Consider the following 22,547-nt stretch of genomic DNA (forward strand, 5'->3'; position numbering starts at 1 on the left):
TCCCTGCGGGAAGGGCGCGGCGTCCACGTCGGATGCCGCGCCCTGAATGGTCTTTATGCCGCGCGGGGGGGACCGTGTCTAGCAGGCGCCACGGCCGTTGTAGGACACGGAAATGATCTCATACTGGATGCGGCCGCGCGGGGCGTCCACGACGATTTCGTCGCCTTCCTCCTTGCCCAGCATGGCGCGGGCCACAGGCGAGAGCACGGAGATGGAACCCTTGGACGGGTTGGCCTCGTCCGGGCCGAGCAGGGTGTATATCTTCACCTCGCCGGAGTCCGAGTCCTCGATCTCCACCGTGGCTCCGAACATGATCTTGTCGCCCGAGAGCGTCTTCAGGTCGATGATCTCGAAGCGGGCCATGCGCGATTCGATGTAGTTGATGCGCGCCTCAAGCATGCCTTGGCGCTCGCGGGCGGCGTCGTATCCCGCGTTCTCCTTCAGGTCGCCCTCCTCGCGGGCCTCCTTGATGGCCTGGATGACCTCGGGCCTTTCCTTCTTCAGCTTCGCCAGTTCTTCTTCGAGCTGGCGGAATCCTTCGGGAGTGATGGGAATCCGATCCATGTCCGTCAAACCTCTGTCCTGGGTGATGTGGCGCATACGGCGCGTGAAAAACAAAAAAAGACCACGCCGCCCGGTGAAGGCGGCGTCGCTTCGTCATTTGTTCAAATAGTCCATGCCCGCAGGGTGGTCAAGGGGAGGAGAGCGCGTTCAGTTTGAATGCTGGCACGATTTCTGCTGAATCTGGCCGAACTCATGGGCTTGGCAAAAAATGACAAAGGGATCAGCCATGTATTTGCAGACGTTGCAGCGGAATTGGGAAAAGTTTGGCCGCGAAGATCCCTTGTGGGCGATCGCGACCGTTCCCGAAAAGTTCAATAATAAATGGGAGCCGGACGAGTTCTTCGCCACAGGGCGAAGAAAAGTGGCTTTGCTTGAGAAGTGGATGGACGCCAATGGCCTGCCGCGTAGCCGTCGCCTAGCCCTTGACTTCGGATGCGGCGTCGGACGGTTGACGCAGTCCCTGGCTTCTCTCTTCGAGCGTTGCGTCGGGGTGGACATCGCCCAATCCATGATCGACCAGGCGCGCAGGTTCAACAGGCACGGCGCCAAGTGCACGTACGTGCTCAACGATTTTCCCGATTTGCGTCGCTTCAAGAGCGGAACATTCGATTTGATTTACACCGAACACGTCTTGCAACACATACACCCGCGCGTGAGTCTGGGCTATGTTCGAGAGTTCGTGCGCGTGCTGGCTCCCGGTGGATTGCTCGCGTTCCAGGCTCCATGCAAATTGCACCGGTTTGAATTTCCAAACACGGGGCTGAAGGCCGAAGTGCGGGTGTCCGCCCCATTCGTGTCCATGGAAGAAGGCGGTCGGGCGGCGATCTCAGTGCGCGTCAAGAACACGGGCGATCATGTTTGGGGCAAGACCGTTGAACCTCCGCTGCCCATGCGCGTCGTTGTCCATTGGTGCACGCCGGACGGTCAGGTGCTGCACCCGTTTCACTGCAGCCAAACCATTCCTGGCGAACTCCTGCCGGGGCAGGAAGCGGACATCGACATACCCCTCAGATCGCCGGCGACATGCGGTCGTTTTTTGGCGGTGATTGAGGTTGTAGACTTCAACGAGAAGCCGCTGCCCGACGGCGGATGCACTCCGGTGGTCGTCGAGGCCGCGATCGAGCCATCGTCCGAGACTCGGGAAAACAGAGCCAAGGCTGGGTCGGAAGCGGATCGGCCAGTCATGGAGATGCACGCCCTGCCCATGGACGTGGTCGTACGGACCATTGAGCAGGCCGGAGGGAAGGTAGTCGAGGCGCGGAGCAATTCTCCACGGAACTGCCACACGCAGGGTTGGTATTACGTCACTCGATAGCTGTTTCTAGGGCATGGGGATGCCCGTGACGTCGTCAACCACGGTGTCGGCCAGCGCGGCGCAGACTTTGGGATCGCCGTAACCGTAAGCCGCGAAGCAGGCCCGAGCTCCGATGGCCCGGCCAAAGAGCAGGTCGGCCTCGCTGTCGCCCACCATGAGCACCCGGCCGGGATCGAAATCTTGCACCAGCGGCGCTATGGTCTGGACAAAAGGCGCGGGGTCGGGTTTTTTGGGACGGTCGGGGGTCTGTCCTGCCACGGCCGCGAACAGATCGTCCAGTCCCATGCGCGCCAACGCCTCGATCAGCGCCGGTTCGTTCTTGTTGCTGACCACGGCCAGGACCGCTCCCCTGGCGTGAAGGCTTTCGAGCGCCTCGCGTGCCCCGGGAAAGGGCCGGGTCAGGCCGTGGGCCTCGCGCGCATAGATGTCCCGCCAGTGCGTGATGAAATCCTCCATCTCGGGTTCTTCCGGGGAAAGGCCGGGGGCGAGCCGCGAAAGGTAGAACTCCAGTCCTCGGCCGTCGTGCAGGGCTAGGCGCACGTCCTCGCGTTCCGGCGCGGCCAGGCCGCGTTCGACAAAGGTCCGTTGCGTGGCGTGGACGATGGAGGGCAGGGAGTCGACGATGGTGCCGTCGAAATCAAGCAGGATGAGCGGCGCGTTCATCGAGAAAGTCTAACGCTTTTCCCCCGACTGTAAAGCCGCATTCCTGCACCTTGCATCCGACGTTTCTTGAGTGGCCCGCACGAAAAGGAGTTTTTCCTAACGGCTTCCGGTCAAGGCCAAGGGGGAAGAGCCGACGCGGGCCACGACCGAAGTCCCCCCGTTCTCCAGCCCGCAGGCGCGGGCACAACGTTCACGGCAACGCGCGTAGTCCAGGTCCTCTTCGTCGCAGATCAGGGTGCAAGCCAGGCAAAGCGAGGGCATGAGACTGTGGGTCAGGCGTCCCAGGCGCACTCCGAAGTAGTTCAGGCAGTATATCTCCTCTTCAACTCCGTACAATCCGCCTTGCATGGAGCAGGATGACTGTATCTCTGCTGTTTCTGGCAGACGATCTTCCGCACATGCGGGCGTGGTAATGGTCACGAGGGGTGCGGTGAGGGCGAGTGCAAAAAAGAGTGCCGATCTCTGCATATCTTTCATGTCCATATGCTCCCTTGTGCGCGTCATGTTGTTTCTGGCTGGCGTGTTATGAGTGAGGGATGTCGCTTCGCAATGTGGAGTGCATCCTTGACGTGGACTCTACATCACACTACAAAGCGCAATCCAACGGGAAGTTCCGAACGTGTCGTTCGGTCTGACCGAAGGCGGATGGGAAGTCGGCGATGGAATTGTACCAGCTGAAATCATTCGCGGCCGTGGCCGAGGAAGGACACCTGACGCGCGCGGGCGAGCGGCTGCACCTGAGCCCGTCGTCCGTGAGCGCCCAGATCAAGGCCCTGGAGGACGAGCTTGGAGTGGCTCTCTTCGCGCGCACCCCGCGCGGCATGGCCCTGACGGAGGCGGGAAGAAGGCTCAAGGCCAAGGCCGATCAAGCTTTGGAAGCCGCCCGGGCGGTGCGTGAGGAGGCGGCGGCGCTGCGCGGCGATGTCTTCGGCGTGGTGCGCATCGGCATGAACACCGACCCGAGCCATCTGCGCGTGGGGCGTCTGCAAGAAGCGCTTGGGCGCGGCCACCCCGGCCTTTCCCCGGCCTTCATGCAGAGCCAGTCCATTCTGGTGCCCGACGCCCTGCGCCGGGGCGAAATGGACGTGGGCTTCATTTTTTCCGGGCGCGACGCCGAGGGAATAGTCAAGGAGCGGCTCGCCGAAACGGGTGTGCTTGTGGTCGGCCCGGCTGCCTGGCGCGAGCGCATCGAAGGGGCGCCCATCGAGGATCTGGCTGCCATGCCCTGGCTTTGGACGGCCACGGAATGCCCCTGCTACGAGGACGGCCAGGCCCTCTTCCGCAAGCTGGACATAAGTCCGCGCACGGTCACGCTTTCGGACAGCGAGGACGTGATGCGCGAACTCGTCGTGGCCGGGCTCGGACTCGCCTTCATGCGCGAGGACACGGCGCTCGACCTCGAAGCCCGGGGACTTGGCGTGATCTGGCCCCAAGCTCGCCTTTCCATGCCGCTGTACGTGGCCTGCCTAGCCAGGCGGCGCGACGAGGGTTTGGTCGCGGCGGCCATGCAAGCCGCGCACGAGGCCTGGGCCTGAGCTTCTCCGGTCGGCGAGCGCGGCCGGTCAGCCTTGGGGGAGATAGGCGGCTATGGAGAGCACAGCGCCCTGAGGGTCCTGGAACACGGCCATACGGCCCACTCCCTCGACGTCGAAGGCCGGGACCAGAACCTTGCCGCCGAGCTGTTGGACCTGCGCCAGGGTTTCGTCCACGTCGCGCACCGTGACGTAGGAACCCCAGTGCGGAGGGACGCCTTCGGCCTTGGACGGCGTCGCCATCATGCCGCAGACCCAGTCGTCGCCGAGTTTGGCCGAGGTGTAGGTCATGCCCGTTTCCGGGCCGTCGCCCTCGATGGTCATAGCCTCGAAAGTCCAGCCGAAGAGTGCGGCGTAGAATTTTTTGGCCGCCTCCACGTCCGTGGTCATCAGTTCGTTCCAGGAAAACGCGCCGTGTGTGGACATCGGATCCATGATGAAAGCCTCCGGAATCGTTTTTCCGTGCTCGTAGCATGGTTGGACAGAAAAAGCAGCAGCGTTGCGCGCAGAAAGGGGATTTCGACTTCTCGCGTCAACGCGTCGGACGACGCCCGGGAGCTGGCCCGAACGGGTCAAGTGATCTCGAAGACGGATGTCTCCGGATTGAAGCGGATGGTGCAGGCGTTGTGCAGGGTTTCGAAGGTGTGGACATGGCCGAAGGCCTTGACCATGACACCGGGATAGACCTTCGAGAGGACGCGTAGGGAGGCCCGGGCGAGTTGCATGGCCTTGGCGCGTTCGGCTTCCAGCATCCCTTCGATTTCCTTGAGGTCATTCTGGCCGCCTATCCGGATCTTGAGCAGTTGGGCGACCTGTCTGCGCTTTTCCGGCGGGGTGCGGCGAAGGATCTCGGCAGGGGGGGCTTTGCCCAGCGCGGCGTCGATCTGATCGATGACGCGGCGGATCTTCTTGCGCTTGGCAAGCAGTTCCTTGCGTTCGTCGGAAATGTCCTCAGGGCCGAGGAAGAAGACGGTCCGCACGCCGAACTCGGACCCGGCGTCGCGGCACTCCACGCCGCCCATGGCCTTTACCACGCCGCCGACGATGACGCCCTTGCCTTTGGTACACAGGACCTTCCCGCCCGCGCGCACGTTTGAATTGGAAATGTTGTGCGTGGCCACGACGTCTTTTTCGGCCTCAAGGCGCGCACCAACGATGAACTGCGCCGTGATGGTCCCCCCGGCCACGGCGTTGCCCGCGCCGCAGGTGAACAGGCCGCCGTCCACGGTGATGTCGCCGCCCGCCGTGACGTTTGCAGCGTAGATCGAGTCCTTGACGATCACGTCCCCCGGCGTTTCGAGGATGAAGCCGTCTTGCACCGAGCCCGTGACGTAGATGGTGCCGCGTTCCAGGCGGATGTTGCCCGTGTTGAAGTCCACGTCGCCTTCGACTTTCAGGATGTCGCTCACCTTCAGGCGGCCGTCCTCGAAGGTGAGGTTGCCCGGGATCGCGGCGTAGAAGGACAAGCCGTCGTCGGAGACGTCCACGCCTTCGCCCGCGACGATTTGCGCGGATTTGACCTCGGGCGCGGGGATGACGTTGCCGAAGACGTCGCGGCCTTCTGTTCCGGGAACGGGCGGCACGATCCGTCCCAGGAATTCGCCCTGGCTCACCAGACGCAGGGTGGAGCGCTCGCGGTGGTCCACCTGCCCCTGCTTGTCGGCCTCGGCGCCGTATTTCTCCTGGCTTGGCTCGGCGAGCTGCACCGCGGGTTCGAAAAAGCCGTCGCGTCCCTCTTCGGGCAGGCTGCCCAGGGCCACTGCCACCTCGGGAACGGCCGCCTTGGTCTTGCGGGCCTTGGCCAGCGCCTCGGCCACGGCGTTTTGTTCGAGCGGCGCACTCACGGCCATGCGCTGTAGCATTTCGGACAACCGCTCCGGGGTCACTTCCGCGCCCTGGAAGTCGCGGTGGAAGAGCGTGGCCTTGAGCACTGTCCTGTCGTCGCAGATCTTGAGCAGCGGCTTCACGCGCAGTTCGCCGTCGCGCAGGACGACCAGCCCGTAGCCGCGTGAAGTGATGTCGCCGGTTTGGGGATCGACGTTGAAGTGCGCGCTGGAGATGGCGACAGGCTGAGAATCGGGGGAGGCTACCGAGGGCGTGTGGCGTCCCACGGGGTCGTCCTTGAAGACGGGCCAAGCCGTGTCGCCAGACAGTTCGATACCTGCCGCGGCGAGCGTCGCCCTAAGGTCCGGCGGGGCTGTTTGTGTCGCTTCGCTGCTCATGCGTACCCGGTTGTGCCCGCGTGGCCGGATGTATGGCAAGTCCGGCGCGCTTGGTGAACTCTGCGAGGCATATGGCGCAAATTTGGAGACCTGCCGTTTTCTGGTACGGTATATCAGGCGTGAAATGGGGGGCGTCAAGTCTGAACAGGCTAACAATCCGCAACGAAAGAACTTGTTTTTATTTTTTCACACCCCTTTCAAACTGGCTCTCGAAATGTCGCTGCGGAAAACATGCCGTGGAACAGGTCGAAATAACGTTATAAAAAAGTCTTGCTGGGGAAAGCGGCGATCGCTGCGGACGGCTCTGCAAACTGTACACCCGTTCGAATGATTTTTTTCACGTTTGTAGACCATGCTGGTCATGGCTGTGTAGTGTGGCCGCCTTGCTTGACTCCAAGGGGCATCTCAAGTAACGGTCACCGTCTTTCCGGCACAGGAGGGCGTGGTGCGCCCTGTGGCCGGGGATGCCGGGTCGTCCCGGCAAAGACGTATTGATCGTGAACCGGCGCGGGGAGAGGGTCTGGAGCATCCGGGGCCCGACATTCCCCTGCGGCGCGTCGGCGGAGTGACGCTCGTGTTCGAAAGTTTGGGCGAACGGCTCGAGGGAGTCTTCAAGCGATTTCGCGGCCAGGGCAAGCTGACGGAGGAAAACGTCGGCGAGGGCCTGCGCGAGGTGCGCCTGGCGCTGCTCGAAGCCGACGTCAACTTCAAGGTCGTCAAGGACTTCGTTGACCGCGTGCGCGAGAAGTCGCTCGGGCAGGAGGTGATGAAGAGCCTCACGCCCGGCCAGCAGGTGGTCAAGATCGTCCACGAGGAGTTGGTGGGGCTGCTGGGCGGCTCGACCACCGAGCTCGACCTGCGCGGCAAGACCCCGGCGGGCATCATGATGGTCGGCCTTCAGGGCTCGGGCAAGACCACCTCGGCGGGCAAGATCGCCCTGTGGCTGCGCCGCGAGAAGAAGATGAAGCCCTACCTGGTCCCGGCCGACGTCTACCGCCCGGCGGCCATCGACCAGCTCACCAAGCTCGCCGGTCAGATCGGCGTGCCGGTCTATCCGTCCACGCCCGACATGAATCCGGTGGACATCTGCGCCGACGCGCTTTCGCGGGCGCGCGAGGAAGGCTGCAACGTCATCCTTTACGACACCGCGGGCCGCCTGCACATCGACGAACCCTTGATGGAGGAGCTTTCCCGCATCAAGGACAAGTGCGCCCCGGCGGAAATACTTTTCGTGGCCGACGCCATGACCGGCCAGGATGCGGTCAACGTCGCCAAGAGCTTTGACGAGCGCCTGGATATCTCCGGCGTGGTCCTGACCAAGATGGATGGCGACGCGCGCGGCGGCGCGGCCCTGTCCATCAAGTCCGTGACCGGCAAGGCCGTGAAGTTCGTGGGTCTTGGCGAGGCGCTTTCCGAGATGGAGGTCTTCCACCCGGATCGCATCGCCTCGCGTATTCTGGGCATGGGCGACGTGATGACGCTCATCGAGAAGGCCCAGACGACCATCGACGAGGACGAGGCCAAGGCCCTTCAGGACAAGATGCGCGAGGCCTCGTTCAACTTCGAGGACTTTCGCGTGCAGATGCGGAGGCTGAAGAAGCTCGGCTCGCTCGAAGGGCTTTTGAAGCTCATCCCGGGCATGGGCAAGCTTTCGCAGCAACTCGGCGGGCTGAACATGCCGGAGAAGGAACTCGGGCGCGTCGAGGCCATGATCGATTCCATGACCCGCGACGAGCGCCGCCGCCCCGAGCTTTTGAACAAGAGCCGCAAGGCGCGCATCGCCAAGGGCTCCGGCGCGACGGTGGCCGAGGTCGAGCAGTTGTGCGCCAACTTCACCCAGATGCGGGCCATGATGCAGAACATGATGGGCGGCGGGAAGAAGGGCAAGAAAGGCTTGCCCGCCATGCCCGGAATGCCCGGCATGGGCAAGATGCCGCGCGGCCTTCCCGGCCGCGGCCGCATGCCCGGCCTGCCCGGTCTGGGCGGCCTGGGTGGAGCAGGGGGCATGCCCGACCTGAGTGCGCTTGGCGGCATGGGTGGCATGCCCGGCATGCCCGGAGCGGGCGAGGGCGCATCGCGCGGCTCCACGAAGAAGAAGAAAAAGGACCGCAAGAAGAAGAAAAAGCGCCGCTAGCGGCCGCTTCCTTTTCGCTTGCTTTTTTTGCGAACACCAATAGTATCCATAAGAGGAGTATCAAAATGGCTCTCAAGCTGCGTCTGACCCGCATGGGCTCCAAGAAGCGCCCGTTCTACCGGATCGTCGCCGTCAACAGCGAAACCCGCCGTGATGGCCGGGCTCTTGACTACGTCGGTTTCTACAACCCCATGGTCAAGCCCGAGGAATTTTCCGTTGACGCGGAAAAGGTCAAAATGTGGATCGAACGGGGCGCTCAGCCGTCCGACACCGTCCGCTCCCTGCTCAAGAAGGCCGGCGTTTAGGCTTGGGGCCGCGTTGCGGCCCGGATCAGCGGAAAGTGCAGCCACGACAGCCGCGGAGGTTCTCGCATGTTGAAAGAGCTGGTCGAATACATCGCCAAGTCGCTGGTGGACAAGCCCGAGGAAGTGCACGTTTCCGAAATCGAGGGTGAGCAGACGTCGGTCATCGAACTCAAGGTGGCCAAGGAAGACCTGGGCAAGGTCATAGGCAAGCAGGGCCGCACCGCGCGTGCCATGCGCACCATTCTCGGCGCGGCCTCGACCAAGATGCGCAAGCGTTCCGTGCTCGAGATCCTGGAGTAGGCCGCTTTTCGATGGCCGCTCGCGAGCGAGTCCGCATCGGCGAGGTCGCCCGCGCCCACGGGGTGCGGGGTGAGTTGAGCCTTGAGTGGCATGTCGAGTCGCCCGAGTTGTGCGACGTGATCGGCCGCCTCGTTCTTGAACCGCCTCCCGCGAGGCGGGAGGCGGTCGTACGCGGTTCGCGTCCCGCCAAAGGGCAGGCGGGCGGCCGCATCTTCCCCATCGAATCCTGGCGAGTCCATCACAAGCGCCTGCTGGTGAAGCTCAAGGGCATCGACGACCGCGACCAGGCCGAGGCCTGGCGCGGCGGCGCGGTCTACGCCCTGGCCGAGGACATGCCCCCGGTCGGCGAGGACGAGGTTTTCGTCCGCGACCTTCCCGGCCTTCGCGTCCATCTCGTCGACGGTCGCGAACTGGGCGTCATCGAGTCCGTGATGGCCGAGCCGCAGGAGGTATGGAGCATCATGACGTCACAGGGCGTGGAGGTGCTTTTCCCGGCTCATCCCGGCTTCGTGGTCGAGATGGACATGGAGGAGGGCAAGGTGGTCATCGATCCGCCGCCAGGGCTTCTCGAACTCTATCTGGAGCCGGACGGGGCCGACTGAGCCCGTCCGGCGCGACGGCCGGGCGCAATTCGCGAAAGACCATGCGCATCACCATCCTTTCCCTTTTTCCGGAGTTTTTCGACTCGCCCCTGTCCTGCGGCCTGATGGCCAAGGCCAGGGCGCGCGGCGTATTGGACGTGCGCGTCGAAAACCCGCGCGACAGGGCCACGGACAAGCACCGGACCGTGGACGACACGCCGTATGGTGGCGGTCCGGGCATGGTCATGCAGGTCGATCCCCTGGCCCGGACCCTCGATTCGCTCGCAAAGCCGGGCCGTATCCTGCTTCTTTCGCCCAAGGGCAGGCCCATGTCGCAGGAACTGGCCCGCGAGCTCGCCTCCGAGGAGGCCCTGACGCTCGTCTGCGGTCGCTACGAGGGCATCGACGCCCGCTTCGAGGAATTGTATCCCGTGACCTCGGTTTCGGTGGGCGACTTCGTGCTCAACGGCGGCGAGGCCGGGGCGCTGTGTCTTGTCGAGGCCGTGGCTAGGCTCTTGCCCGACTTCATGGGCAAGCAGGCCTCGGGCGATGAGGAGAGCTTCAGCCGGGGGCTGCTCGAATACCCGCACTACACCCGCCCCGAGGAATACCGGGGGCTTCGCGTGCCTGCCGTGCTGCTTTCGGGCGATCACGCGCGTATCGCGGCCTGGCGGCGCGAGCAGTCGCTTACCACAACCCTCGCCGCGCGGCCCGAGCTTCTGGCCGAGGCCGGGGTCGAGGCGAGCGACCTTGATTTTCTGCGCGATCTGCCTCGGCGGGCGCTTGGCCGCAACCTGTGCGTGGCCCTGGTGCACCACCCCGTGCTCACGGGCGAGCGAAAGGTGGGCACGACGTCCTTGACGAATCTCGACTTGCACGATATATGCCGCGTTTCCCGCTCGTATGGGGTCCGTGCGGTCTACGCGACCACGCCGCTTGCCGACCAGCGGGCCCTGGCCGAGAGCCTGGCCGCCCACTGGGTGGCGGGCGAAGGCGGGCGGGGAAACCCGGACCGGAGCGAGGCCCTGCGGCTTTTGCGGGTTGTGCCCGATCTGGCTGCGGTGCGCGCCGAAATGGCCGAGGCCTTCGGCAGGCCGCCGTTGGTGGTGGCCACCAGCGCCAAAGGCGCGGGCACGGTCACGCCGGGGCGCATCGCCGGGCGCCTTGCGCGCCAACCAGTGCTCCTGGTCTTCGGCACGGGGCATGGGCTTGCGCCCGAGGTTCTGCGCGAAGCCGACGAGACGCTTCGGCCCATACGGCCCTTCGCCGACTACAACCACCTGCCCGTGCGCGCGGCGGTGGCCGTGACCCTGGACAGGCTTTTGGCCGACCACGGGTGAGGCGGGCCGGGTTTTACGAGACGAGAGCAACGACACAGGTCAGAAAATAGGTGAGGTTTTCGGTCATGAACATCGTCGAACGCATCGAACGCGAGCAAATGCGCCTTGACATCCCCGAATTCAAGTCGGGCGACACCCTGAAGGTCCATTTCCGGATCATCGAGGGCGACAAGGAGCGTATCCAGGTTTTCCAGGGCGTGTGCATCCGCCGCCATCGCGGCACCACCAGCGCCACCTTCACCGTGCGCAAGGTCTCCGACGGCGTGGGCGTGGAACGCATCTTCCCCCTGCATTCGCCCTTCATCGAAAGGGTCGAGGTGGTCACCGAGGGCAAGGTTCGCCGCAGCCGTCTCTACTACCTGCGCGCTCTCAAGGGCAAGGCTGCGCGCATCAAGTCCAAGCGGGATTTCTAGTCCACGGCGCGGGCAAGGGCTTCGTTCGTCCCCTCGAAGCCCTTGCGCCGCTCCTAATCCCGCGCCATGGCGGCCTTCTCCTTGCTTTCGGCTGACGGCCGTGACAAGGCGGCCGGACACGGGCCTTGGCCCGTCGGCATCGACGAGGCGGGGCGTGGCTGTCTGGCCGGTCCAGTTGTCGCGGCGGCCGTGATCCTGCCGCCAGCCTTCGATCTTCCCGGGCTTACCGATTCCAAAAAACTTTCGGCCGCGCGCCGCGAGACGCTGGCCATCGCCATCCGCGCCACGGCCATCGCTTGGCGCCTTGGCGTGGTCTGGCAGCGCGACATCGACAGACTGAACATCCTGCAGGCCACGTTTTTGGCCATGGCCAAGGCCGTGCGCCGTCTGCCCGAGCCCGCCACGCTCTTGCTCGTGGACGGCAACCGGACCATTCCGCTGCCCTTGCCGGGCAACCCCAGGCAGCAGGCCGTGGTCGGCGGCGACGCCCTGGTCCCGGCCATCTCGGCCGCCTCCATCCTGGCCAAGACCTTCCGCGACGCGCTCATGCACACCTTGGACCGGCGCCACCCCGGCTACGGCCTGGCCGAGCACAAGGGCTACGGAACAGCCGAGCACCGAGCGGCGCTCAGGCGGCTTGGCCCGAGCAACTGCCACCGCCTGACCTTCGCGGGCGTGGTGGAGGACCAATGCCGCCTGCCAGGTCTGTAGGCTCCGCGCCGCATCTGGCTCGCGGCCAGGCGGGTGAGGACGCGGCGGCCGCGCACCTGCGTCGAGTCGGGTATGCCATCCTTGCGCGCAACTGGCGTGTTCGCTCGCTCGAACTCGACCTGGTCTGCCGCGACGGTCAGACCGTGGTTTTCGTGGAGGTCAAGACCAGGGGGGCAGGCAGCCTCGCGACTCCTGCCGAAGGCTTGAGTCCGGCCAAGATGAACCGCCTGGCGCGCGCCGCCGCGCACTGGCTTTCCGCGCACGACGCCTGGGACAGGCCGTGCCGTTTCGATCTCGTGGCCGTGCGCGAGGAGAACGGCCGCCTCGTGGTCGAGCACGAGCAGGACGCCTTCGACCTCTCCCAGGCCATGCCGCGCCAGGTAAGCTGGCAGCCCTGGTGAAGCAATCCTTTTGGGGTGCCCTGGCCGGAAGGCTTGACGTCTTGTCCGGACCGGGCGTAAGAAAAGTCCAACGAGGAATCGAGAGCGACCCTATGCATCACTTCGCAAACGCCGCCAACCTTTCGCCGACCGCCGCCACTCTTGGCGTAGCGGTCGTCGTCGTTGTCGTCGTTGGCGAGGGTGCGCCGTAGCGGGGATCGCGTCGAGATCGCGAACCAAAACCCCCTGCCGGCGCACCCCGGCAGGGGGTTCGCCGTTTTTGGGGGCCTCCGCCGGACCCGGCAGGCATGGAGGAAACCATGCCCACGCTCAGCGGAGCCGAAATCATCGTCCGACTTTTGGAACGCCAGGGCATCGAGTTCCTGGCGGGCATCCCCGGCGGCGCGAACCTGCCCCTGTACGACGCCCTTTCGCACAGCACCATCCGCCATGTCCTGGCCCGGCACGAGCAGGGTGCGGGCTTCATCGCCCAGGGCGCGGCCAGGGCCTCCGGCCGTCCGGCCGTGTGCCTGGCGACCTCCGGCCCCGGTGCGACCAACCTGCTCACGGCCATTGCCGACGCGCGCCTGGATTCCGTGCCCATCGTCTGCCTGACCGGCCAGGTACCAAGCCCCATGCTCGGCGTGGACGCTTTCCAGGAAGTGGACACCTACGGCCTGGCCATTCCCGTCACCAAGCACTGTTTTCTGGCCCGAAGCCCCCTGGAGCTTTTGCGAATCATCCCCGAGGCGTTTCGCATCGCGGCTTCGGGCCGGCCCGGCCCGGTGCTGGTGGACCTGCCGCGCGACGTGCAGACCGCCATGGCCGACTTCGACGAGTGGCCCGAGCCGGGCCGCGCGGATGGGCCGCCCGCGCCCGACGCCGAGGCAGTGGAGCGCGCGGCCGAGCTTTTGGGCGACGCGAGGCGCCCGCTTCTGCTGCTTGGCGGAGGCGCGGCCCGCGCCGGGGCGCATCTGGCCGCCCGGTCCCTCGCGGAGCGCTTCAGCCTGCCCGTGGTCTGCACCCTGCACGGTCTTGGCTGCCTGCCCACGGATCATCCCCTGAATCTGGGCATGCTCGGCATGCACGCCTCCAAGGCGGCCAACACGGTGCTTGAGGAATGCGACCTGCTCGTGGCCGTGGGCTGCCGCCTGGACGATCGCGCCACCGGCCGCCTGGACCGTTTTTGTCCGGACGCGGCCCTGATCCACGTGGACATCGACGCGAGCGAACTGGGCAAGCGTCGCGCGCCGCAGGCGTCCATCGCGGCGGACGCAGCCGATGCCTTGACAAGCCTTGCGCGTGCCCTGGACAAACGGGGCGGCGGGGTCTCGCGTTCGGCATGGCTTGGCCGCGTGGTCCACGTCAAGGAGCGCTTCGGCCTGCGCCCACCGGGCTTGGATGACCCCCGCTCGGCTTACGGCGTGCTCGCGGCCGCTGCCCGTGCAGCCGCCAGCATCGGCGTGCGGGCGGACGGGCGCGACGTGCTCGTGGCCACGGACGTGGGCCGCCATCAGATGCGCACGGCCCAGGTCTGGCCCCTGGCCGGGCCGGGCCGCCTCCTGACCTCGGGAGGGCTTGGCACCATGGGCTTCGGCCTGCCCGCGGCCATAGGAGCGGCCCTGGCCGAGCCCGGACATCCCGTGATCTGCGTCTCGGGCGACGGCAGCCTGCTGATGAACGTCCAGGAACTGGCCACGGCCGTGGAGCAGGACGCGCGGGTCAAGATCCTGCTCATGGACAACGGCTGCCTCGGGCTTGTGCGCCAACAGCAGGAGTTGTTCATGGACGGCCGGGTTTTCGCCTCGCGCTTTTCAGCCCGGGCCGACTACGTGGCCCTGGCGCGGGCCTTCGGCATGCGCGCCTTCGACCTCAGTGAGCATGGCGATCCCGAGGCCGCCATGGCCGAGGCCTTTGCCGCGTCCGGCCCCTGCCTGATTCGCTGCCCCGTGGAGGACGAGCCGCACGTGCTTCCCATGGTGCCGCCCGGCGCGGCCAACTGCGAGATGATCTGCGAAACCGAAAACCATGACGCAATGGAGGTCGCCCATGTCCATGCCTGATCGAAACGCCCCGGCCGCTTTGACCGGAACCGTGCTCGAACTGACCGTGAACAACCACCCCGGCGTCATGTCGCACATCTGCGGGCTGTTCGCCCGCCGGGCTTTCAATGTGGAGGGCGTGGCCTGCCTGCCGCTTCCCGGCGGGGAAGACCCCTCGGGCGGCCTCTCTCGCGTCTGGCTTTTGCTGCGCGAGGACGAGCGGCTTGGCCAGATCGTCAGCCAAGTGGAGAAGCTGCACGACGTGCGCGAGACGCGGGTGCTCGCACAAGGACATCCGGTCTTCGCGGCCCTGGCCGGGCATCTGCGCTGAACAATGCGGGATTCGCCGGGAGGATGCGCGGCTGCGCTCTTTCGGCCCGCGAGCAGGTGTGCTAGGCAGAATGCCTCGGGCGTGCGCCTGGGGAATCGAAAGGATGCGGGGACGAGGTGGAAGAGCGACTTGCGCCGGGACTGTACGTGGTGGCCACGCCCATCGGCAACGCGGCGGACATGAGCCCGCGCGCGGCCTGTGTGCTGGCGCAAGCCGACGTGGTCCTGGCCGAGGACACGCGACGGGCCGGGCTTTTGTGCAAGCGCCTGGGCGTGGACGCGGCCCGCTTCGTCTCTCTGCACGAGCACAACGAGGCCGAGCGCGCGCCGCAAGTGGTGGAGCGGCTGCTGGCCGGAGGCAGCGCCGCACTGGTCTCGGACGCGGGCACGCCGCTGCTCTCCGATCCCGGCTACCGTCTTGTGGCAGCCTGCCGCGAGGCCGGGGCGAGAGTCACGCCCGTGCCGGGGCCGTGCAGCTTCGCGGCTGCGCTCTCGGCCGCCGGGCTGCCGCCGCAGCCGTTCGTCTTCCTGGGCTTTTTGCCGCGCGGCGCGGCCCAGGTACGCGGGCTGCTGGCCAAATTCGGCGCGCTGCCCGCCACGCTGTGCTTCTTCGAGCGCAAGTCGCGGCTCTCCGCGACCCTGGATGCGGCCTTCGAGGTTTTGGGCGAACGCAGGGCCTGTATTGCGCGCGAGTTGACCAAGATACACGAGGAGTTCATTTTGGCTCCGCTTTCGGAGTTGTCCCGGAGTTGCCCGGATTTGCGCGGCGAAATCACCGTGCTCGTGGGGCCGCCCGGAGAGATCGCGGACGAGAAGATGAGCGAAGAGGCGCAGATCGAAGCCGTGCTGGCCGAGGAGGCTAAAGCCGGGGGCAAGCCGCGCGAGATCGCCCGCCGCGCGGCCGCGCGCCTGCCCGGCGTGAACGCCAAGACCTTGTACGCCCGCCTCGCGGGCGAAGACCGCGAGTGAGCGACGAGCATGAGCAAGGACAGCCACGCGCTCCCCTCCATGCCCGACGGCCGCACCCTACTGTCCTGTTTTTTGCGTACCTATCTGGTCATGGCGGCCTTCAACAGGCGCGGCATGCAGAACATCGGGTTGGCAGCGGCCATGGAGCCCGCCCTGTCCGTGATCCATCGCGACCCCGCACGACTGCTCGCGGCTCGCCGTCGGGCGTTGACGCACTACAATTGCCACCCGTTCTTCGCGCCGCTGCTCACGGGGCTCTTTCTGGCCTTGGAGCGCGACATCGCCCGTGGGGTGTTGCCCGAAGGCACCCTGGAGCAGGTCAAGAAAACCACGGCCTACACCCTCTCGGCCATCGGTGATTCGCTCTTCGGCGGCACGCTGCAAGCGACGTGGGCCTTGACGACCATGTGTCTGCTTGCCTCTGGCAATTGGAGCGTGGCCGTGGTATTCGGGGCCGTTTTGTTCGCCGGGCTCCAGGCCTTCAAGTTCACGAGTTTTTTCTGGGGCTGGCGCGATGCCTTCAAAGTCCTGCAACGATTGAAGAAATTGGATCTGATCAACTGGGGGCGGCGACTCAAGTACGTCAACGCCTTGTTGCTGGTTCTCTTTTGGGCCATGATCTGGCCTGGGGGGATCGTCTGGTGGAACTGGCTGGCCACGCTTGCGCTCGTCGCATGCGCGGCGCTGTTCGTCTCACGACTCCTGGTCATCCGGGAGGTGATGGTCGCCCTGGTGCTGGGAGCCCTGGCGCTGTGGCCCTGGCTCGCATGAGCGCGACGCGAGGAAGCCGTGGCGGATATATCTCGACGGATGACACAACGACAATGAATACCCAACTCGTCAACGAGCAGCATAACGCCTCGCTCGAAGTTCAGCGCCACGTCTGCGTGCTCGACGACATGGGCCTGCACGCGCGCCCGGCGGCCCGTCTGGCCCAGGAGGCGCAGAAATTCGCCTCGGATATCCATCTCGTGGCGGGACGGCAGGAAGTGGACGCCAAGAGCATCCTCGATATCCTGACCCTGGCTGTGGGCAGCGGGGCGACCCTGACCCTGCGAGCCAGGGGCGAGGACGCGCGAGAGGCCGTGGACCATCTGGAGCGACTGTTCCGCAACAAGTTCCAGGACGGATAGCATGGCCAAGGCCGTGATCCAGGGAATCCCGGTCTCCGCCGGTGTGGCCATCGGCAAGGCCCTGTTCCTGAACCGCAACCGTTTCGAGAACGTGCCCCGCAGGCCCGTTCCCGAAGAGGACGTGGCTCAGGAACAGCGTCGTTTGGAGGCGGCCTTCACCCAGGCCGCGCGCGACCTGGAGGCCGCCCGGGGCAAGATTCCGGCCGAGTTGCGCGATCACGCCATGATCATCGACTCGCACCTGATGATCCTGAAGGACCCCAAGCTCAAGGGAGCGGCCCTGCGCTATGCGGCCGAGCACATGGTCTGCGCCGAATGGGCGCTGGAAAAGGCCGTGGCCGACCTGCGCGACGCCTTCTCGGCCATCGAGGATCCCTACATCCGCGAGCGCGTCAACGACGTGCGCATGGTGGGCGAGCGAGTCATGGTCCGACTCGCGGGCGACGAGCCCGAGCTTTCGGCGATCACCGGCCGAGTCATGCTCATGGCCCACGACCTGACCCCGGCCGACACGGTGGAACTGCAGGTGGACAAGATCATGAGCCTGTCCACTACCCAGGGGGCCAAAACCTCGCATACCGGCATCATGGCCCGCTCGCTGCAAATTCCAGCCGTGGTCGGCGTGGCCGACCTGGAGAAGACCGTGCGCGACGGCGATCTGGTGATCGTGGACGGCTTCAAGGGCAAGATTTTCGTGGACCCCGACGACGAGGAGCTTGCCCATTACGAGGAGTTGGGCGACCAGTTCCACACCTACCAGAAGATGATCATCCGCCTGTGCCACCTGCCGGGCGAGATGCGCGACGGCTACGCTGTGTCCGTGCTGGCGAACATCGAGCTCTTCGAGGAAGTGGCCCAGGTCCTGGACAACGGCGGCGAGGGCGTGGGGCTTTTGCGCACCGAGTACCGTTACATGAACCGGCGCGAGCTGCCCACCGAGGAAGAGCTTTTCGAGGAGTACTCGGACCTGGCCTCCATCCTTTCGCCGCGCACCCTGACCATCCGCACCCTGGACATCGGCGCGGACAAGATGTTCGGCCATTTCGGACGCCTGGAGGAAGCCAATCCGGCGCTCGGACTTCGCGCCATCCGCTTCTGCATGCGCTATCCCGAAGTCTTCAAGACCCAGATCAGGGCCATCCTGCGGGCGGCCGTGTGGGGCAACGTCAAGGTCATGTTTCCCATGATCTCGGGCCTGAAGGAACTGCGCTACGCCAAGGCGCTGTTCCACGAATGCCAGGCCGAGCTGCGGCGCGAGGGCGTGGATTTCAACCCCGAAATCCCCTACGGCATCATGGTCGAGCTGCCCTCGGCGGTCATGGTCTCGGAGTTTCTGGCCCAGGAAGTGGATTTCTTTTCCATCGGCACCAACGACCTGATCCAGTACAGCCTGGGCATCGACCGTACCAACCGCTACGTCTCCTACCTCTACCAGCCCTTGCATCCGGCTGTGGTGCGTATGATCAAGCACGTGGTGGATGCGGCGCACCAGGCGGGCATCGAGGTGGGACTGTGCGGCGAGATGGCCTCGGACCCCTTCTGCGTACCCATCCTGCTCGGCATGGGCATGGACTCCCTGTCCATGAACCCGCAGGCCGTGCCGGGCATCAAGCGCATCATCCGCCAGACGCGCATGGACGAATGCACGGATCTTTTGAAGCTGGTGCTCGAATCGCGTACCGTGAGCCGCACCAACCGTCTGGTGCGCGACGTCATCTTCCAGCGTTTCCCCGAGGAACTGATGTTTTACACCTCGCTTTTGGACATCGAGGAGGCCCAGTGAGCAAGCCGGACAACCCGCGCAAGCTCGTCTCGGCCAACCGCAAGGCGCGGCACGAGTACGAATTCATCGAGACTTTCGAGGCCGGGCTCTCGCTCACCGGCTCCGAGGTCAAGAGCCTGCGCGCGGGCAAGATTTCGTGGAGCGACGGGTACGTCGATTTCAAGAACGGCGAGGCCTTTCTCGTGGGCGTGCACATCGCGCCGTACGAGAATGCGGGCTACGCCCAGCACGAGCCCGAGCGGCGGCGCAAGCTGCTGCTGCACGGCCACGAGATCGCCCAGCTTTCCGCCAAGGTGGAGCAGAAAGGGCTCTCCGTGATCCCGGTGGCGCTGTTCCTCTCGCGCGGCCGCTTCAAGCTCGACATCGCGCTTGCGCGCGGCAGGAAGCTGCACGACAAGCGCGACGAACTCAAGCGCCGCGACCTCGAACGAGAGGCGCGGCGGGACATGTCGCGCGGGTAGAATTCCGTCCCCTTCGTGATATTTCTGTCGCGGGTTTGCATTCCCGCAGGTCCGTGGTATGAACCCCCTCCGGCATTATTTTCCTGAACATGATGCAAACCGACATGGAGGAACCCCCATGCCCACGACCCTTGAGAATCTCATGGAGGCCTTTGCGGGCGAATCGCAGGCCAACCGCAAGTATCTCGCCTTTGCCGAGCAGGCCGACAAGGAAGGCCATCCCCAGGTCGCCAAGCTCTTTCGCGCGGCCGCCGCGGCCGAGACCGTGCACGCCCACGCCCACCTGCGCGCGGCCGGAAAGATCGGCGACACCGCCACCAACCTTGAGGAGGCCGTGGCTGGCGAGACGCACGAGTTCAAGCTCATGTATCCGCCCATGATCGAGCAGGCCAGGGCCGAGGGCAACAAGGTGGCCGAGCGTTCCCTGGCCTACGCCAACGAGGTGGAGAAGGTCCACGCCGGACTCTACCAGAAGGCCCTGGACAACCTCGGTTCCAATGCGGCCGTCGATTACTGGGTCTGCAAGGTCTGCGGGCACACCGTGGAGAACGACGTTCCCGAGAAGTGTCCGATCTGCAACTCTGCTGCCAAGGCCTTCTTCAAGGTCGACTAGCGGAGCGGCCAATAGACGCCGCCTGCGCGCGGTGTTTTCCAATGGCCTTGGAAATTCGCTGTTCCGGCGGGACACGGCTTGCCGTGTCCCGCCGAGATTGTTGTCCTTCCGCTCAATCCCGCCCTTGCTCTTGGGCCGAATCATGACTACAGTTTTGCGGCCCGAAGGCCCGGAGTCTTCGGCCCGAAAAACCATGCTCACTCCCGCCCGACGCACCTTCCTCGAACACCTCTTCCCCGGAGAAGCCGCGAGCTTTGACGAGGCCGTGCGCTACGTGCACGGTTCCGATGCCTCGCGCCTGCACGGCATGCCCATGGGCGTGGTGCGGCCCGAGCGGCTGGAACAGGTGGTGGAGCTTCTGGCCTGGGCGCAGGCCGAGCGCGTGCCGCTCATCCCGCGCGGCCGGGCCACGGGCGCGGCCGGGGCCGTGGTGCCAACGGCAGGCGGGCTGGTCGTCTCCACGGCCGGGCTTCGCCGCATCGTATCCATCGACGCCGACGATTTCACGGCCACGGTCGAGCCGGGCGTCGTGACCGGCGAACTGCAAAAGGCCTGCGCGGCGCAGCGGCGCTTCTACCCGCCCGATCCAGGTTCGGTGAACATCTCCACCATCGGCGGCAACATCGCCACCTGCGCGGGCGGCATGCGGGCCGTGAAATACGGCGTGACGCGCGAGTGGGTGCTCGGGCTCACGGCCGTGCTGCCCGGCGGCGAGGTGGTGCGTACCGGCGGCCGGTGCCACAAGGATGTCGCGGGGCTGGATCTGACGAGGCTTTTCGTGGGCAGCGAGGGCACGCTCGGCTTCATCACCGAGGCGATCCTGAAGCTCGCGCCGCTGCCCGAGGCCTCGGCCTCGCTCATGGCCGGATTCTCGGACATGGAGGCGCTCATGGCGGCCGCGCGGGCCGTGTTCGCGGCCGGGCTCCTGCCTTCGGCCATGGAATTTTTCGACGCCCCCACCTTGCGCGCCGTGGGCCTGACCGCGCCGTCTGTGCCCTGGCCCGAGGGAACCGCGGCGGCGCTCCTCTTCCGCCTGGACGGCAGCCGGGCCGCGGTATCGGCCGAACTGGCCGCGCTGGCCTCGCATCTTCAGGCCGCGACCTTCATCGAGTCCGCTGCGGACGCGACGGCCGAAGAGGCCCTGTGGGAGCTTCGTCGTCTGGTCAGCCCGGCCTTGCACAAGCTCGGACCGGACAAACATCGCGACGACGTGGCCGTGCCGCGCGGGGCCATCGCCAGGGCCGTGGCCGCCTTCCACGCCATCGGCGAGCGACGCGGCGTGATCGTGGTCTGCTTTGGCCATCTGGGCGACGGCAACATCCACACCGACGTCATGTTCGACGCCGCCGATCCGCGCCAGAAGTCGGCCGCGGACCTGGCCAAGGACGACATCCTGCGCACGGTGCTGGAGCTTGGCGGCACGCTCACGGGCGAGCACGGCGTGGGGCTGGCCAAGCTCCCCTATCTTTCCCTGCAGATCGGCGAGGCCGAACGGGCGCTCATGCTCCGCGTCAAGGCGGCCTTCGACCCGCACGGGATCATGAATCCCCAAAAGGCCTACGCATGACCCTGGCGCACCATTGCCTGCACGAGGGGGAGCGCCCGGCCGAGTGCGTCCACTGCGGCCGTTGCCTGGACGCCTGCCCGCTGTTTCGGGCCACGGGATTGGAGGAACTTTCGCCGCGCGCCAAGTTCATGCTCGCCGAGGCGATCGACAAGGGCGTCGCGCCGCCCTCGGCCGAGGCGGCCCGGCGGCTGGCCGAACTGTGCCTCTCCTGCGGGCGTTGCGAAAAGGCCTGCCCCGAAGGATTGTGCGCCCCGGACCTGATCGCCAGGCTTCGTGCGGCCGCGCCGGGCTTTCAGGCCCTGGCCTGGAAGACCTGGATCGAGCGCGCCGGGCTGCTGTGGCCCGTGGCAGGGCTCATGGCGCGGCTTGCGCCGAGGGAGCTTCCCGGCCGCTTCGGACTTCACGCCGCCTCGCTTCGCGCCATGGCCGCGCGGCCCGGGATTCGGCCCTGGCTCACCCCGTCGCGTTTCGATGCTTGCGGCAATGGCAAAAGCGCCGTACTTTTCCAAGGCTGCACCGCCCGCCATGCGCGGCCCTCCTGGACGAAAAAGGCCCGGGCGCTGCTTCGGGGCGCTGGCTACGCGGTGGGCAAGGATCCAGGCTTCGCGTGCTGCGGCTGCACCATGGGCCACGCCGGGTGCAAAAACGAGCAGCGGGCCATGCAGGCCGCGAACCTGAATGCCTGGCGCGCGGCCGGGCGGCCGCTGCTGGTCACGTTTTGCGCCACCTGCCGCTGCGGGCTGCGCTCCTACGCCTCGGTGGACCTCGGGTTCGAGCCCTTCGAGGCCGAGGCGTGGTGCGAGGCCATCAAGCCGCTCTCGGCGCTTTTGGGCGAGACCGAATTCGCCTGTGACGAGGCGGCCGCGCCCGCGCGGTTTCACTACCACCGCCCCTGCCACGGCGCGGGCGGCGGGCAGGACGAGGATTTCCTGCGCCGCGTGGCTGGGGAGCGGCTTGGCCGGGCCTCGCGCGACGAATGCTGCGGCCTGGGCGGCGTGCTGCAGATCGCCGCGCCCGAACTGGGCGCGCGCGTGGCCGAAAAGGCCTGGGATTTCTTCGCCGCCGGGCAGGGCGAGCAGGTGCTCACTGGCTGCGGCGGCTGCGTGCTGCAACTTTCATCCACCGCGCCCAAGGGCGTGGACGCGGGCCACTGGCTGGACGCTGTGGCCGTGACCGACTGATCCTCCAA

General features: G+C 66.0%; 25 protein-coding genes. 20 read left to right on the plus strand and 5 right to left on the minus strand.

Going from position 1 to position 22,547, the window contains the following annotated elements; translation table 11 throughout:
* Positions 1 to 78: 78 nt before the first annotated feature.
* Positions 79 to 564, minus strand: coding sequence for a transcription elongation factor GreA (gene greA / locus DSAT_RS09000; RefSeq protein ID WP_020887187.1), 486 nt, complete (start codon positions 562 to 564; stop codon positions 79 to 81).
* Positions 565 to 790: 226 nt separating this feature from the next.
* On the opposite strand from greA, the gene DSAT_RS14885 reads away from it, so the two are divergent.
* Positions 791 to 1,879, plus strand: coding sequence for a methyltransferase domain-containing protein (locus tag DSAT_RS14885; RefSeq protein ID WP_020887188.1), 1,089 nt, complete (start codon positions 791 to 793; stop codon positions 1,877 to 1,879).
* Between the two features lie 6 nt (positions 1,880 to 1,885).
* Here DSAT_RS14885 and DSAT_RS09010 read toward each other — a convergent pair whose 3' ends face one another.
* Both DSAT_RS09010 and DSAT_RS09015 read right to left on the minus strand, forming a co-directional pair.
* The gene (locus DSAT_RS09010; RefSeq protein ID WP_020887189.1) at positions 1,886 to 2,542 is read right to left on the minus strand and encodes an HAD family hydrolase; all 657 of its coding nucleotides are present in this window, start codon (positions 2,540 to 2,542) and stop codon (positions 1,886 to 1,888) included.
* Positions 2,543 to 2,638: 96 nt separating this feature from the next.
* The gene (locus DSAT_RS09015) at positions 2,639 to 2,878 is read right to left on the minus strand and encodes a hypothetical protein (protein WP_161656100.1); all 240 of its coding nucleotides are present in this window, start codon (positions 2,876 to 2,878) and stop codon (positions 2,639 to 2,641) included.
* A gap of 323 nt (positions 2,879 to 3,201) precedes the next feature.
* On the opposite strand from DSAT_RS09015, the gene DSAT_RS09020 reads away from it, so the two are divergent.
* Complete coding sequence (locus DSAT_RS09020; RefSeq protein ID WP_020887191.1) at positions 3,202 to 4,077, plus strand: LysR family transcriptional regulator; 876 nt, start codon at positions 3,202 to 3,204, stop codon at positions 4,075 to 4,077.
* A 27-nt stretch (positions 4,078 to 4,104) separates the two neighbouring features.
* On the opposite strand, the gene DSAT_RS09025 is transcribed toward DSAT_RS09020, so the two are convergent.
* Both DSAT_RS09025 and DSAT_RS09030 read right to left on the minus strand, forming a co-directional pair.
* Positions 4,105 to 4,509: a VOC family protein gene (locus DSAT_RS09025; protein ID WP_020887192.1), complete on the minus strand. Its 405-nt coding sequence runs from the start codon at positions 4,507 to 4,509 to the stop codon at positions 4,105 to 4,107.
* A gap of 137 nt (positions 4,510 to 4,646) precedes the next feature.
* Positions 4,647 to 6,296, minus strand: a complete 1,650-nt coding sequence (locus DSAT_RS09030; protein ID WP_020887193.1) for a flagellar assembly protein A — start codon at positions 6,294 to 6,296, stop codon at positions 4,647 to 4,649.
* A 574-nt stretch (positions 6,297 to 6,870) separates the two neighbouring features.
* On the opposite strand from DSAT_RS09030, the gene ffh reads away from it, so the two are divergent.
* The 18 genes from ffh to DSAT_RS09120 all read left to right on the plus strand — a co-directional run bounded on the left by ffh (position 6,871) and on the right by DSAT_RS09120 (position 22,539).
* Entirely contained in the window at positions 6,871 to 8,430 is a 1,560-nt protein-coding gene (gene ffh, locus DSAT_RS09035) for a signal recognition particle protein (RefSeq protein WP_040371035.1), read from the plus strand.
* Between the two features lie 65 nt (positions 8,431 to 8,495).
* Entirely contained in the window at positions 8,496 to 8,735 is a 240-nt protein-coding gene (rpsP, locus tag DSAT_RS09040; RefSeq protein WP_020887195.1) for a 30S ribosomal protein S16, read from the plus strand.
* A 66-nt stretch (positions 8,736 to 8,801) separates the two neighbouring features.
* Positions 8,802 to 9,035: a KH domain-containing protein gene (locus DSAT_RS09045; protein ID WP_020887196.1), complete on the plus strand. Its 234-nt coding sequence runs from the start codon at positions 8,802 to 8,804 to the stop codon at positions 9,033 to 9,035.
* 11 nt (positions 9,036 to 9,046) lie between these two features.
* The gene (rimM, locus tag DSAT_RS09050) at positions 9,047 to 9,637 is read left to right on the plus strand and encodes a ribosome maturation factor RimM (RefSeq protein ID WP_020887197.1); all 591 of its coding nucleotides are present in this window, start codon (positions 9,047 to 9,049) and stop codon (positions 9,635 to 9,637) included.
* 41 nt (positions 9,638 to 9,678) lie between these two features.
* A complete protein-coding gene (trmD, locus tag DSAT_RS09055; protein ID WP_020887198.1) occupies positions 9,679 to 10,956 on the plus strand; it encodes a tRNA (guanosine(37)-N1)-methyltransferase TrmD in 1,278 nt (425 codons plus the stop codon).
* 65 nt (positions 10,957 to 11,021) lie between these two features.
* Positions 11,022 to 11,369: a 50S ribosomal protein L19 gene (rplS, locus tag DSAT_RS09060; protein ID WP_020887199.1), complete on the plus strand. Its 348-nt coding sequence runs from the start codon at positions 11,022 to 11,024 to the stop codon at positions 11,367 to 11,369.
* A 66-nt stretch (positions 11,370 to 11,435) separates the two neighbouring features.
* Positions 11,436 to 12,080 carry a ribonuclease HII gene (gene rnhB / locus DSAT_RS09065; RefSeq protein WP_020887200.1) on the plus strand — a complete coding sequence of 215 codons (645 nt, stop codon included), beginning with the start codon at positions 11,436 to 11,438 and terminating at the stop codon, positions 12,078 to 12,080.
* Positions 12,059 to 12,481 carry a YraN family protein gene (locus DSAT_RS09070; RefSeq protein WP_020887201.1) on the plus strand — a complete coding sequence of 141 codons (423 nt, stop codon included), beginning with the start codon at positions 12,059 to 12,061 and terminating at the stop codon, positions 12,479 to 12,481. The genes rnhB and DSAT_RS09070 overlap by 22 nt, the downstream gene beginning before the upstream one ends.
* 299 nt (positions 12,482 to 12,780) lie before the next feature.
* Positions 12,781 to 14,523 carry a biosynthetic-type acetolactate synthase large subunit gene (gene ilvB, locus DSAT_RS09075; RefSeq protein WP_020887202.1) on the plus strand — a complete coding sequence of 581 codons (1,743 nt, stop codon included), beginning with the start codon at positions 12,781 to 12,783 and terminating at the stop codon, positions 14,521 to 14,523.
* Positions 14,510 to 14,833, plus strand: a complete 324-nt coding sequence (locus tag DSAT_RS09080) for an ACT domain-containing protein (RefSeq protein ID WP_020887203.1) — start codon at positions 14,510 to 14,512, stop codon at positions 14,831 to 14,833. The genes ilvB and DSAT_RS09080 overlap by 14 nt, the downstream gene beginning before the upstream one ends.
* A gap of 116 nt (positions 14,834 to 14,949) precedes the next feature.
* Positions 14,950 to 15,801: a 16S rRNA (cytidine(1402)-2'-O)-methyltransferase gene (gene rsmI, locus DSAT_RS09085; protein ID WP_020887204.1), complete on the plus strand. Its 852-nt coding sequence runs from the start codon at positions 14,950 to 14,952 to the stop codon at positions 15,799 to 15,801.
* A gap of 9 nt (positions 15,802 to 15,810) precedes the next feature.
* Positions 15,811 to 16,572 carry a PTS system mannose/fructose/sorbose family transporter subunit IID gene (locus DSAT_RS09090; protein WP_020887205.1) on the plus strand — a complete coding sequence of 254 codons (762 nt, stop codon included), beginning with the start codon at positions 15,811 to 15,813 and terminating at the stop codon, positions 16,570 to 16,572.
* 53 nt (positions 16,573 to 16,625) lie between these two features.
* Positions 16,626 to 16,934 carry an HPr family phosphocarrier protein gene (locus DSAT_RS09095; RefSeq protein WP_020887206.1) on the plus strand — a complete coding sequence of 103 codons (309 nt, stop codon included), beginning with the start codon at positions 16,626 to 16,628 and terminating at the stop codon, positions 16,932 to 16,934.
* Position 16,935: 1 nt separating this feature from the next.
* The gene (ptsP, locus tag DSAT_RS09100; protein WP_020887207.1) at positions 16,936 to 18,717 is read left to right on the plus strand and encodes a phosphoenolpyruvate--protein phosphotransferase; all 1,782 of its coding nucleotides are present in this window, start codon (positions 16,936 to 16,938) and stop codon (positions 18,715 to 18,717) included.
* Complete coding sequence (gene smpB / locus DSAT_RS09105) at positions 18,714 to 19,178, plus strand: SsrA-binding protein SmpB (RefSeq protein WP_020887208.1); 465 nt, start codon at positions 18,714 to 18,716, stop codon at positions 19,176 to 19,178. Before ptsP ends, smpB begins: the two co-directional genes overlap by 4 nt.
* Positions 19,179 to 19,296: 118 nt before the next feature.
* Positions 19,297 to 19,791: a rubrerythrin family protein gene (locus tag DSAT_RS09110; RefSeq protein WP_020887209.1), complete on the plus strand. Its 495-nt coding sequence runs from the start codon at positions 19,297 to 19,299 to the stop codon at positions 19,789 to 19,791.
* A 193-nt stretch (positions 19,792 to 19,984) separates the two neighbouring features.
* Complete coding sequence (locus tag DSAT_RS09115; RefSeq protein WP_020887210.1) at positions 19,985 to 21,358, plus strand: FAD-binding oxidoreductase; 1,374 nt, start codon at positions 19,985 to 19,987, stop codon at positions 21,356 to 21,358.
* Positions 21,355 to 22,539 (plus strand): (Fe-S)-binding protein, encoded by a 1,185-nt coding sequence (locus tag DSAT_RS09120; RefSeq protein WP_020887211.1) that lies wholly within the window; start codon positions 21,355 to 21,357, stop codon positions 22,537 to 22,539. Before DSAT_RS09115 ends, DSAT_RS09120 begins: the two co-directional genes overlap by 4 nt.
* The last annotated feature ends 8 nt before the right edge of the window (positions 22,540 to 22,547 follow it).

The sequence above is a fragment of the Alkalidesulfovibrio alkalitolerans DSM 16529 genome (genome assembly GCF_000422245.1).
Classification (GTDB): Bacteria; Desulfobacterota; Desulfovibrionia; order Desulfovibrionales; family Desulfovibrionaceae; genus Alkalidesulfovibrio; species Alkalidesulfovibrio alkalitolerans.

Bases quoted from the DNA above. Each gene is read 5' to 3' on its own strand.
- greA (WP_020887187.1), bottom strand. From the start codon at position 564: ATGGATCGGATTCCCATCACTCCCGAAGGATTCCGCCAGCTCGAAGAA.
- DSAT_RS14885 (WP_020887188.1), top strand. From the start codon at position 791: ATGTATTTGCAGACGTTGCAGCGGAATTGGGAAAAGTTTGGCCGCGAA.
- DSAT_RS09010 (WP_020887189.1), bottom strand. From the start codon at position 2,542: ATGAACGCGCCGCTCATCCTGCTTGATTTCGACGGCACCATCGTCGAC.
- DSAT_RS09020 (WP_020887191.1), top strand. From the start codon at position 3,202: ATGGAATTGTACCAGCTGAAATCATTCGCGGCCGTGGCCGAGGAAGGA.
- DSAT_RS09025 (WP_020887192.1), bottom strand. From the start codon at position 4,509: ATGGATCCGATGTCCACACACGGCGCGTTTTCCTGGAACGAACTGATG.
- DSAT_RS09030 (WP_020887193.1), bottom strand. From the start codon at position 6,296: ATGAGCAGCGAAGCGACACAAACAGCCCCGCCGGACCTTAGGGCGACG.
- rpsP (WP_020887195.1), top strand. From the start codon at position 8,496: ATGGCTCTCAAGCTGCGTCTGACCCGCATGGGCTCCAAGAAGCGCCCG.
- DSAT_RS09045 (WP_020887196.1), top strand. From the start codon at position 8,802: ATGTTGAAAGAGCTGGTCGAATACATCGCCAAGTCGCTGGTGGACAAG.
- rimM (WP_020887197.1), top strand. From the start codon at position 9,047: ATGGCCGCTCGCGAGCGAGTCCGCATCGGCGAGGTCGCCCGCGCCCAC.
- trmD (WP_020887198.1), top strand. From the start codon at position 9,679: ATGCGCATCACCATCCTTTCCCTTTTTCCGGAGTTTTTCGACTCGCCC.
- rplS (WP_020887199.1), top strand. From the start codon at position 11,022: ATGAACATCGTCGAACGCATCGAACGCGAGCAAATGCGCCTTGACATC.
- rnhB (WP_020887200.1), top strand. From the start codon at position 11,436: ATGGCGGCCTTCTCCTTGCTTTCGGCTGACGGCCGTGACAAGGCGGCC.
- DSAT_RS09070 (WP_020887201.1), top strand. From the start codon at position 12,059: ATGCCGCCTGCCAGGTCTGTAGGCTCCGCGCCGCATCTGGCTCGCGGC.
- ilvB (WP_020887202.1), top strand. From the start codon at position 12,781: ATGCCCACGCTCAGCGGAGCCGAAATCATCGTCCGACTTTTGGAACGC.
- DSAT_RS09080 (WP_020887203.1), top strand. From the start codon at position 14,510: ATGTCCATGCCTGATCGAAACGCCCCGGCCGCTTTGACCGGAACCGTG.
- DSAT_RS09090 (WP_020887205.1), top strand. From the start codon at position 15,811: ATGAGCAAGGACAGCCACGCGCTCCCCTCCATGCCCGACGGCCGCACC.
- DSAT_RS09095 (WP_020887206.1), top strand. From the start codon at position 16,626: ATGAATACCCAACTCGTCAACGAGCAGCATAACGCCTCGCTCGAAGTT.
- ptsP (WP_020887207.1), top strand. From the start codon at position 16,936: ATGGCCAAGGCCGTGATCCAGGGAATCCCGGTCTCCGCCGGTGTGGCC.
- DSAT_RS09110 (WP_020887209.1), top strand. From the start codon at position 19,297: ATGCCCACGACCCTTGAGAATCTCATGGAGGCCTTTGCGGGCGAATCG.
- DSAT_RS09115 (WP_020887210.1), top strand. From the start codon at position 19,985: ATGCTCACTCCCGCCCGACGCACCTTCCTCGAACACCTCTTCCCCGGA.
- DSAT_RS09120 (WP_020887211.1), top strand. From the start codon at position 21,355: ATGACCCTGGCGCACCATTGCCTGCACGAGGGGGAGCGCCCGGCCGAG.